We start from the raw sequence: 9,585 nt of genomic DNA, 5'->3' as shown, positions 1-9,585 counted from the left end.
GCTCAGGCCTCGCCGTCAGCGGAACTTCCGCCGTTGCCGCGAGCCTCGTTGCGCGCGACGCGGACAGCATCTTCCGCCTTGGCCTGGGCCTGCACCTTCTTCACGGTTCCTTCCGGCTTCACGTCCGGCTTCTTGCCGTCCAGAGCCGCATCCCACGTCTTCTTGGCGACGTAGTTGTCCTTTTCGGGGGAGTGATTGGCCATGTCGGCCTCCTTCATCTCAGAGATAATGGCCGAGCCGATCGAGCCCGGCCGTCAGGGTTAGGCGGCGGCGACGCTCAGGAAGGCGATGGGGACCTGCTTGCGGTCAGCCACCAGCTCCCAGTTCGCGGCGTTGGCCAGATCGGTCCAGCCGGCCGAGCGCGGGGTCGTCTCCGTGCCGTTGCCGGTGATCGAGGTGCTGAGGAAGTCGAAGCCCAGCGGGTGCACGATCATGTTCCGGCGGGTCCAGAGGGTTTCGGCACCGCCGCCGTTGCCGCGGGCCGCCTCACGCTCGTACTCCAGAGAGTTGGCAGGCTCGGCCATTCCGTAGCCGAAGGCGCCGGGACCGATCAGCGCCACGATGGAACGCCCGCCGACAACCATTGCGGCATCGTTGACGATGACGGGCATGCCGTTGAGCGTGCGCGTCAGCACGTTCGTGTCGGGAGTGCGAGCCACAGTGGCCAGACCTTCCTTCACGAAGCCGCCGAACACAGCCGAACTCATCACATAGCCGCCGATGGTGCCGAAGGCGTCGCCCAGGGTCAGTTGAGCGTCGATCAGTCCCGAGAAAGTAAAACCGTCAGCGGCCTCAGCTTCGAAGACCATGCCGGTGTCAGCGGCCACGGCGTCGTTGTAGATGCCGCGGAGAGTAGCCACGATCCGGCGCTCGGCCTGCTCCTGCCAGAACTGCTGGAGGCGCCCGGCGATGCGCTGGAGCGGGTCTCGACCGGTAATGACGCTCACCAGATCCATAGAGCCGAAGCCCTCGTTCAGGTAGGCGTTGCGCGCACGCATGGAGCCGGTGCCGATCGCACGCGGAACAGCAACGTCCTCGTACACATCGTTCGAGTAGTTCGGCTCGACGCTGGAGTCGATGCGCGCCCAGAAGGGCAGTTCCACGATACCGGTGCCCGAACCTGCCATCTCGGCAATGATCGGGTTGGTCACGATCAGCCCGCTCTCAAAGAACGGGGTGGAGGTGACGGGGTCGGTATCCATGTAGGACTGGATGACCTCATAGGCGGCCGTCCGGTCAGTGGCGAACACATCGCCGAGGGTAGTCATAGCCATGTGATTAGTTCCTTAGTCGGGGGTTAGAAACGCCCCCGATCAGGGGGACGGGGTTACGCCCCGGTCAGGGGGCGAAGTTTGCCCTTGCGGGCCAGGGCGAGGCGCTCTGCTTCGCCAAGCTCGGAGAGCGGCTTGACCCCGGGGCTGCCGCCGCCAGGAGCGCCTCCGCCTGAGTTGCCGTCCAGGATGAAGGGCTTGCCAGCGTCCGACGCGGCCCACTCCTTCACGTAGTCGGTCAGAGAGCGGCCCTCGATCTGGGGCTCGCCGTCCTTGGTGATCTTGATGCCCTTCTCCTTGAGCAGGGCGGTCACGGCCGGCTTGTAAATGTCGTCGACCTTGGCCTCGATCAGGGCCGTGGTGAGCGCATTCGTGCCGACCAGGTTCTCGTACTTGGCCTTCCAGTCGTCGCGCTCGGCGGTGAGCCGGCCCTCGACCTTGGCGAACTCGCCCTTGGCCTTTTCCTGCTCCTCTGCGGCGCGGGCATCAGCTTCCTCGCGCTCCGCGATCTTGGCCTCGGCCTCGGCGGCGCGCTTGCGGGCCTCGGCGGCCTCCTTCAGGAGCTTGGCGTTGTTGGCCTTCAGCTTCTCCGCCACGTCGTCCGGGCGCGAATCTTCGTCCACCGGAGGGGTGTTGTTGTCGTCTGCCATTTTGGGGTTTCCGTTCTGGGGCTGGCTCTAACCGGCCCACGATGCACGCCGGGCACATACCCAGCGCCTTGCCCTACGGAAGGGCGAAGCTCTTATGCTGTGACGGGGGTCACTTTCCCGCGGGCCATGCACATGGCGCAGACCCACTTGTCCGTCCCGCCGGTGATCCTCAGCCGCTCATCCTGGAACGCCTGATCCCTGACCTTCATCAGGGACCGGCTGCGGACACCGATGTCCGCCTCGCATATCCGGCATTCCCACGGCGTGAGGCGTCGAGCCCTCCGAGGCCGCTTCGGCTTGTCGGGCTTGCCGCCGTCAATGACGCGAAAGGGGCTCTCCACGGCCCCGTTATCCTACGGTAACGCCTCCGCGTCACGCTTCTTCAGCTGGTCCAGCGTCAGCACGCGGCCAGTGCGGTCGGTGAACCGGTCCAGCGTCAGCTTCCCGGCCCGGAACAGCTTGGCTTTCGCGACGCCGAGGATGTCGTCCTGCACCTCGGGGGGCTGCATTCTCAGCCACTCCGCATAGGTCTGCCGCTCAACAGGGGCCAGGCCCCGGATGCGGGGGATGGTGGTCGATCGGCAGTTCACATGCGCTGGCGGGCGAGGTCCGCTGTCCAGCGGGTAGACCTTGCCGTCTCGCCCTGCGCAGATAACCGTCGTGCGGCTGTCCAGCGTCGAGACCCACTCAACCCCGACGACCAGATCGCCCATCGCGGCGTATGTCTCTTGCGACGCCACCGCTGACACATGCGTCACTGCCGTGCGAACCATGGCCTCCGCGCCGCGGCGGCTGATCTCCAGAATGCCGTCCCGGTACTGAAGCGCTCTCGTGCCCCTGATCAGACGGGCGATCTCCGTGACTGACCGGCCCTCGATGAAGCCCTGCCGTACCGTCTCGCGAACCCGCTTGGCCGCGCCTTCCTCCGCCTCCGACAGCCATTCCCGCAGGAACCGACCCTGGAACGGACGCGAGTTCACCGCGGCGATCACCTGGGCCGCGCTGGGCGCCGTGGCGATGGCGTCGACGCTTGCGGCAGTCGATCCCAGCCGCACCAGACGCTCGGCGAAATCCAACTCAGCGCCGGCCAGCGCATCAAGGTCGGTGTTCAGCCTGGACCGGAGCACCGTCCAGCCATCGGCCTGAAGCGCTCTGATCTCCTCCAGCATCCGCTCCAACTGGCGCGGGTCACGGCCCTCGTTGTCAGCACGGAGGATGCGGGCCACCAGATCGGCGTCCACGCGGTTCAGCTGCGCCAGCACCTTGCGAACCAGCGACGTGCTGTAGCGGTTGAGGGCGATCCGATGGAGGACCGCCTGATTGTGGATGTCCTCGGCTGTGGCCATCACGCGGCCTCAGGCGGGGCTTCGTCCTCTTCGACCAGGCCGGGAGCGGCGCCTTCCTCGGCGACCTCTTCCTCGTGGTCCTCGTAGCTCTTGGCGGGATCCACGATCTCGCCCTGCTGGAGCTTGGCGAACAGTTCGCGCTTGCTGATCGCGCCGGACTGCCAGGCCTTCAGCAGCGCTTCCAACTGCTGCGGGTCCATGCCCGCGGGCAGGAGGTCGGTGTTCAGCCAATACAGCACGTCGCCCGACACGCCCGCCCACTGCGCCATGAAGGTCAGGGCGTTCGTCAGGCATTGGCTCACCGCATTGGCCATGGCGCCAACGACGGAAGTCTCGCCGGCGCGCTCGATGCGAGCTGTTTCGGCGGCGATGGCGGCCCGCGGGCTCTCCATCAGCATCCGGGCGCCCAATGCGGCAGCATCCCGGCGCTTGTCGTCCATGGCCGTCTTTAGGCCGGAGAACTTGGCGGCGTCCGCCTGGACGATCTCCAGCTTGGCGTTCGCCTCACCCGTGATGACCGCCGAAGAAGCGCCCATCTGGATGGTCTCGCCTTCGTTCAGGCTGATGCCTGCCCCGAACAGCACCGGAGCGCCGAGCCAGGCCAGCGCCCATTCGTACTGAGCAGCGTTGTTCAGGTGGGCGACGTTGATGTCCGCCAGGTCGGTCAACGGTGGCTTGGCGGGGACGGGTTCGCCGTCGCGTGTGTTCGAGAAGAAGGCGGGGATGGCGTCCAGCGCCTTGGCGTTCATGGTCGGCGTGACGGTTTCAATCGCGGACCACTGCCCGTCCTTGGCCCGCCAGACGGTCTGCACATAGGAGCCGTCCACCAGATCGAGGACGCGCACCTGTTCGATCTCGACCAGCTTGAACCGGTCCTGCGGATCCTCCTCCTGGACCTGCTCCAGCAGGCGGACGTGGGACAGCTTGCGGGCTGCGCCGACCTGCATGGTGCGCGCGGCCAATATGGCGTTGCCGTCATACAGGCGCAGGACCGGACGACGGCCCATTTCCTCAGCCCGTGCGCGGGTCACACGCTCGCTGCTCGACGGATAGTCCACCAGCACCATCACGGCGCCCGAAAGCATCACCGCGTCGAGGGTCTGCTCGGCGAAGCGGTCCACTTCCTGGCCCGACTGCGTCACGTCCTTGAGGTAGGGCTCGAGACCGGCGGGAAGCGTACGGCTGGGGGCCTTCATGAACACGAGGCCGCCAAAGGTCTCCACGGTGCGCGCGACCATCGGCAGGAAGTATGCGCCCTCCTGGATGTTCTGCAGCGTCGCCACGTCCCAGCCCGGCAGGCCGCGGATGTAGCCGACGGCGCATTCGCGGCCGGCGAAGATGTCAGCGACCTTCTTGCGGTCGCCCTGGTGCTCCGCCCAGGCGGGATCTCGATCGTTAACGGGCACCGAACGTGCTCTGCTTGATCACGGTCGCGGGACCCTTGCCGGTCACCATCAGCTCGGTCAGCGCCCAGACCAGGGCGTCGACACGGTCGGGCGAAGCATCACCCATGAAGCCCTCGGAGGTCATGGCGCACATCTGGTCCTCCAAATCTCTCAGGCCCGCGACGTGCTTGACCTTGCCCTGCTCGTAGAGAGCGGCAATCGGCTCGGCGCGGAGGATCTTGCCTCTGGACGCCGTGACCTCCCTGTACGGGACCCGGCGATCCACAGTGCGGATCACATGCTCAACCATGGCCCCGCCATAGTTCCGCTCGGCGACGATCCTGTCAGCCCCGAACTCATGGTAGGCGGCGACTGCTCGCCTACCCCATCCGTCTGGGGAGAGCTTGCATGTCCGATCTGCCAGCACGTAGGCCCGGCCATCCACGCCCTTGCCCGCAACCACGATGCCGATGCTGTCGCCTTCGTCGTCACCGCCGGTGCCTGACGGGTCGATCGCCACTACGATCCGCTGCATGTTCGGCGGCGCTGCATCCTTCAGCGCGTCGTCGATCATGGCGCGTGTCCAGAGCGCGCCGGGGAAGTCGTCGAGGATTTCTCCGTCCAACTCCTGCCGACCAAGACGCGTCCCCTGATACCGAGTGACAATCTTGTCGAGGTACGACGCCGCCAGGTTGGCCCGGTTGGCGAAGGTCGACCCTCGCGTCACTACCGTGGTTGATGCGCCGACGATCTGGCGTACCAGAGGAATCGGACGCGGCGTCGTCGTGACCATGGCCTGGGGGCTTTCCCCGAGACGCAGGCCGAACATGAACATGTCCCACGCCTCTTGGGCGTAGTTCCAAGCAGCGAGCTCGTCGCACCACCCAGTGTCGAACTGAGGCCCGCGAAGGCGATCCGGCTCATCCGCAGAGAATGCCGTTGCGACCGCGCCGTTAGCCCATGTCAGCCGCCGCTTGGATGGCTCGTAGATCGGCCGGCCGGTAATCGCGCCTCGATGGTCCCTGTCGCCCGCCCAGCAGACGTTCAGGATGCCGCTCTCGCCCTCGACCATAACGTCGCGGACGTCCGCCGCCGTGGGCGCGATCAGGGCGATCCGTGACGATCCCCCTTTGACCTTCTCCCTGATCCACTCCGCGCCGGAGCGCGTCTTTCCAGATCCACGACCCGCGATGTAGGCCCAGACCTGCCAATCCCCATCAGGAGCCGTCTGCTCCGGTCGAGCCCAAGCTCGCCAGTCGTGCCAAAGCTCATCAGCCTCAGCCTCGGTCAGGCCCTTCAGCAGGTTCGGGTCGTTGGCTGCGAGCCAGTCTATTAGCGAGGCGTTCAAGGGCGCCCCCGCCGCTTGGCGCAACGCCGTCATCGTCGGGCTGAGAGTCAAGATTGAACGCCTGCCTCTCTAGCTGAATGGCTCGTTGCCGCGTCCTGGACAGCTTCTCCAGCATGTCGCTGGGGCTCTCCTTCTCACCCAGACCCGGACCGTCGGGCGTGATGCCCTCCAGGTGTTGGGCTAGCCGCTCGGCAAGAATGTCGCCGATGGCGTTCAGCTGGGACAGCGATCGCCGGTGCGAACGAACCACCTCGACGGCCCGAGCCGCCGTGTCCTGCACTATGTCCCGGTCTGTCCCGCGTTGAGGGTGCGAACCCTGCGAACCATCCTCGCGAACCAGCTTGGCGCGAACCGCTTCCTGCACCTGTTTGGTGAGGTCTCTTTCCCAGGCCTTCTCCTTGGCCTTCTTACGGATGGCGGTGTCGCTGACGCCATGGACGCGGGCAATCTCTCGGAGGGAGAGCTGACCAGCGCGGTATTCCCGCTCGATGGCTTCCCAATCAGTGGGGGGCTTGGACATCAGGCCTCCCGGCTATCTCACATACCCGCCGATCCACACCCGCCGGAACGTCTCGCCGTCCTGAGCGCAGCGGAGCCATTCGAAGTGGTCAGCGTTGCGGGTCTCTCGACAGATGATCTCGGGCTCGCACGACTGTCCGCAGATCAGACAGTCCAGATTGCGGGCGTGGGCAGAGGCGATGATGCCTCCGACGTTCTCGGGCATCTGGCCTCCTCAGCCGAGGTCGCCCTCATGCGCCTTGCGTTCGGCAAGCGTCAGGCGCTCGTCCGACTTCGCATAGCGGCGGGGGTTTCCACACATCCAGCACGAACATACGGCGAGGTGTTCCGCAGCGCGGGCCTTGGCGTCGTGGGCATAGACGCGGAGAGCCTTGGCCTTCATGCGCTGAAGATCACGGCGGCGGCGTTGTCGTTTGAGTTCCATGGTCGCTGTCCCAGGCTGGAGCCGACGACGCGAAAACCCCGCGCTCGTGAGAGGCGGGGCTGGTCCGGGCGCGCGAAGCGCCGTTACGCTTTTATCGCTGCGTTCTAGATAAAACGCAAGGGGTTGTGTGAACCTAAGCCGCCGCTCTCAAGATGCCGTAGCTCACGCACGCCATGTCGAGGGCGACCATCAACTCGGCTTCCATCCGCTCGGCCGCAGTCTGGTTCCCGCCGGCCAGCGATCGGACGCTGTCGCCACGCCCGCACACCGCATCGACCAGGTTTGCCAACCGGCTGGATCCGGTGGCGCTGTTCAGGTGCTTGTGCGCGCGGTCTAGGCGCCAGCGGGCCGCCGCCTTGCGCTCGATGAACTGCTGGCTGGGGCCATCGCTTCCGCCCTTGGCGTTGTCGTTCAGGCAGGACTTCAATCCATCCGACCGAACCAGGCTGTAGTCGGCGGCCCACGCCTCGGCAGCACGGCGCCGGTCTCCGGTCAGGCGCTTCTTCTCGACCAGCCAGATCATGCCGTGGCGCTGGCCTACGCCGGTCGTGGTGCGATGGGTGTCGACGCCGGTGACCTCCAGCTCCTTGTCGTGGGCTGAAGCGGCCTCCCGCTCCCTACGGTCGGCTTCCCGCTCGGCGAATGAGATCAGACCGCTGTCGATGCGGTCCAGGGTGTCCAGCGCCTTGTCCATGAAGCGGGCCTTGATGTGCTGGTCCGCCGCGCGAAGCACGCCGTCCATGCCGGCCCTGGGCATTGCTTCTACGCGACCCCGAAGGAGCGCGGCGCGGGATTCGATCTTGCGCCACTGGAGCGCGATGCGGGCATTGTCTTTGGCGGTCAGGGTCATGCTGCGGCTCCGTGGTGGTGCTGGTCGTTCGTGTTGGCGGGGTCTTCGCGCTCTATCGCCATGTCGGCGTCGAGCAGGGACGCGGCGGCGTCACGGAGATGGCGCGCGCTGTCGGAGTGCTTAGGGCGAGTTTCGGCTCGGGCGATCAGACCGTCAGCCAGCACCCGATACGTGGGATCGGCCGCCATCACTTTGGCCCCCGCTGAACTTCTTCGAACCGGCGCGAGTCCTTGGTGAAGTCCATGAAGACCTCGCCGGGCGTCCCGATGACCTCGTGATACCGGCTCTTCTGAACCTTGATCAGGGTGTACGGGTCGTCCCGATACTCCAGCGTGTCCTTGTGGACGATCACCCCGAGGTCCGCCTTGTTGTACCAGTTGGCGGAGCCCGCGATGTCATAGAGGGTCGGCATCTTGTAGTTGCCGTCGCCGTCTTTCACCGACTTGGTCGGGTGGGCGATAACGCAGACGTGGACCCGGAACGCCTTCGCGAACCTCTTCAATGCCCGGATGGCCCGGCCCGTGTATTCCGTCTCTGTCTCACCATGCTTGCGGCTGTGCTCGAGCTCGTTCCAAGGGTCGATGATGAAGATCGTGGCGCCGAACCGCACAACGGCGACCTCCATACGATCCAGAAGCCATTCCAGATCGGCATCATCATCCTCGCTCGGGACCAAGAAGGCGTGGCGGGCGTCGATCCACCGATCGGCCGCGCCTAGCTGTTCGGCGTCGAGCCGATGCTCGGGCGTCTGGCAGAACCAGGTCCGCAGGTTCCGCCTGTGGTCGCGCTGAGGCTCCTGTTCGAAAGACGCCCAGGCGATGGTCAGATCGTTGTCCTGAGCGATGCCGCAGAAGAGGTCATGCGCGAAGGTGGTCTTGCCGAAACCCGGCGTTCCGGTGATGACGGAAAAGTCGCCCAGCCGAACCTTGAAGTTCTCCCCGAACAGCGGGAACTGCGAGGGGCGGGGGGCATAGATCACCGACTTGGCGAGCGGCGGAAGCTCGCTCATCCGGTGGACGCCATCGACCTTAATCCACTGCGCCCGGTTCAGAGTCTCGATCACGCCCTTAGCGCCGTAGTCCTGGAGGACTTCGTTCAAATCCTTTAGCCGGTCACGCCCTCGGCGGGCCGGGTCTTTCGCCTTCGGATAGGTGAGGAACTTGCACCGGAACCGACCCAGCAGGATCGAAAGGTCCTGCAAGAGCGCGGCGCCATTCTCGTCGCCATCTGTCGCCAGGATGATCTCGGGCGCCCGCTCCCGCGTCAGCAGCGGGCGGAGGGCCTTCAGCCAGTCGTATTTCGATCCTTCTTCAAGATCTTCAGCCGACCTGTTGCCGGGAGGCGGAGCGCCGTCGGGGACGCTGATTGTCCGGAGGAACCCGCACTGGATGGCCGTCGCGGCGTCCAGCTCGCCCTCGGTGATGACCAGCGGAGAGCCCAAGAGGGTTTCGTCCCGCAACGCGTCCTCGTTCCAGGCGATCTTCTCTCCGCCCTTGGGCTCTTGCCAATATCGAGGCGCTCCGTCCGCCACTTCGCCGAGACGCTTGAACTTGCGCCTCAGAACCTCGTCGCCGCGCCGGAAGTCGATCTGAAGAACGTCACCACCATCGCGCCGCACTCCGTTCAGGCCGAGCCGGGACGCCAGCTCGACGTCCAGTCCACGCGCGTCCAGAACTTCCATCGCGGTCATCGAAAAAGCCTTCCTCAAAATCACAGTGCCAGCACTTCGCCAGCAGGACGTCCGAGCGCACGGTGACGTGCAAACAGGGGTCTTTCTTCTTTTTCCGGTGCG

Annotated in this window: 11 protein-coding genes; all 11 read right to left on the bottom strand. The window is 65.6% G+C overall.

From position 1 onward, the window contains the following. Positions 1 to 2 precede the first annotated feature (2 nt). Entirely contained in the window at positions 3 to 203 is a 201-nt protein-coding gene (locus tag LG306_RS13695) for a hypothetical protein (RefSeq protein ID WP_404415529.1), read from the bottom strand. A gap of 57 nt (positions 204 to 260) precedes the next feature. After that, a complete protein-coding gene (locus tag LG306_RS13690) occupies positions 261 to 1,274 on the bottom strand; it encodes a major capsid protein (RefSeq protein ID WP_404415527.1) in 1,014 nt (337 codons plus the stop codon). A gap of 53 nt (positions 1,275 to 1,327) precedes the next feature. After that, the gene (locus LG306_RS13685; protein WP_404415524.1) at positions 1,328 to 1,921 is read right to left on the bottom strand and encodes a hypothetical protein; all 594 of its coding nucleotides are present in this window, start codon (positions 1,919 to 1,921) and stop codon (positions 1,328 to 1,330) included. Positions 1,922 to 2,274: 353 nt separating this feature from the next. Further along, positions 2,275 to 3,267 carry a minor capsid protein gene (locus LG306_RS13680; protein WP_404415521.1) on the bottom strand — a complete coding sequence of 331 codons (993 nt, stop codon included), beginning with the start codon at positions 3,265 to 3,267 and terminating at the stop codon, positions 2,275 to 2,277. Beyond that, complete coding sequence (locus LG306_RS13675; RefSeq protein ID WP_404415518.1) at positions 3,267 to 4,673, bottom strand: DUF4055 domain-containing protein; 1,407 nt, start codon at positions 4,671 to 4,673, stop codon at positions 3,267 to 3,269. The genes LG306_RS13680 and LG306_RS13675 overlap by 1 nt, the downstream gene beginning before the upstream one ends. Continuing rightward, positions 4,663 to 6,000, bottom strand: coding sequence for a DNA-packaging protein (locus LG306_RS13670; RefSeq protein ID WP_404415515.1), 1,338 nt, complete (start codon positions 5,998 to 6,000; stop codon positions 4,663 to 4,665). Before LG306_RS13670 ends, LG306_RS13675 begins: the two co-directional genes overlap by 11 nt. Further along, the gene (locus LG306_RS13665) at positions 5,930 to 6,520 is read right to left on the bottom strand and encodes a hypothetical protein (protein WP_404415512.1); all 591 of its coding nucleotides are present in this window, start codon (positions 6,518 to 6,520) and stop codon (positions 5,930 to 5,932) included. The genes LG306_RS13670 and LG306_RS13665 overlap by 71 nt, the downstream gene beginning before the upstream one ends. A 12-nt stretch (positions 6,521 to 6,532) precedes the next feature. Next, positions 6,533 to 6,724, bottom strand: a complete 192-nt coding sequence (locus tag LG306_RS13660; RefSeq protein WP_404415509.1) for a hypothetical protein — start codon at positions 6,722 to 6,724, stop codon at positions 6,533 to 6,535. A gap of 9 nt (positions 6,725 to 6,733) precedes the next feature. Then, positions 6,734 to 6,943, bottom strand: a complete 210-nt coding sequence (locus tag LG306_RS13655; protein ID WP_404415506.1) for a hypothetical protein — start codon at positions 6,941 to 6,943, stop codon at positions 6,734 to 6,736. Positions 6,944 to 7,076: 133 nt separating this feature from the next. Then, positions 7,077 to 7,793: a hypothetical protein gene (locus LG306_RS13650; protein ID WP_404415503.1), complete on the bottom strand. Its 717-nt coding sequence runs from the start codon at positions 7,791 to 7,793 to the stop codon at positions 7,077 to 7,079. A gap of 187 nt (positions 7,794 to 7,980) precedes the next feature. Beyond that, positions 7,981 to 9,483, bottom strand: a complete 1,503-nt coding sequence (locus LG306_RS13645) for an AAA family ATPase (protein ID WP_404415501.1) — start codon at positions 9,481 to 9,483, stop codon at positions 7,981 to 7,983. Between the last annotated feature and the right edge of the window lie 102 nt (positions 9,484 to 9,585).

The organism is Brevundimonas vesicularis, assembly GCF_044807075.1.
In the GTDB taxonomy this organism is placed as follows: domain Bacteria; phylum Pseudomonadota; class Alphaproteobacteria; order Caulobacterales; family Caulobacteraceae; genus Brevundimonas; species Brevundimonas vesicularis_G.
This window is presented reverse-complemented; position numbering and strand designations above follow the sequence as displayed.

Coding starts and splice junctions, on each gene's coding strand:
- LG306_RS13685 (WP_404415524.1), bottom strand. CDS start 1,921: ATGGCAGACGACAACAACACCCCTCCGGTGGACGAAGATTCGCGCCCG.
- LG306_RS13665 (WP_404415512.1), bottom strand. CDS start 6,520: ATGTCCAAGCCCCCCACTGATTGGGAAGCCATCGAGCGGGAATACCGC.
- LG306_RS13695 (WP_404415529.1), bottom strand. CDS start 203: ATGGCCAATCACTCCCCCGAAAAGGACAACTACGTCGCCAAGAAGACG.
- LG306_RS13680 (WP_404415521.1), bottom strand. CDS start 3,267: ATGGCCACAGCCGAGGACATCCACAATCAGGCGGTCCTCCATCGGATC.
- LG306_RS13655 (WP_404415506.1), bottom strand. CDS start 6,943: ATGGAACTCAAACGACAACGCCGCCGCCGTGATCTTCAGCGCATGAAG.
- LG306_RS13660 (WP_404415509.1), bottom strand. CDS start 6,724: ATGCCCGAGAACGTCGGAGGCATCATCGCCTCTGCCCACGCCCGCAAT.
- LG306_RS13650 (WP_404415503.1), bottom strand. CDS start 7,793: ATGACCCTGACCGCCAAAGACAATGCCCGCATCGCGCTCCAGTGGCGC.
- LG306_RS13645 (WP_404415501.1), bottom strand. CDS start 9,483: ATGACCGCGATGGAAGTTCTGGACGCGCGTGGACTGGACGTCGAGCTG.
- LG306_RS13690 (WP_404415527.1), bottom strand. CDS start 1,274: ATGGCTATGACTACCCTCGGCGATGTGTTCGCCACTGACCGGACGGCC.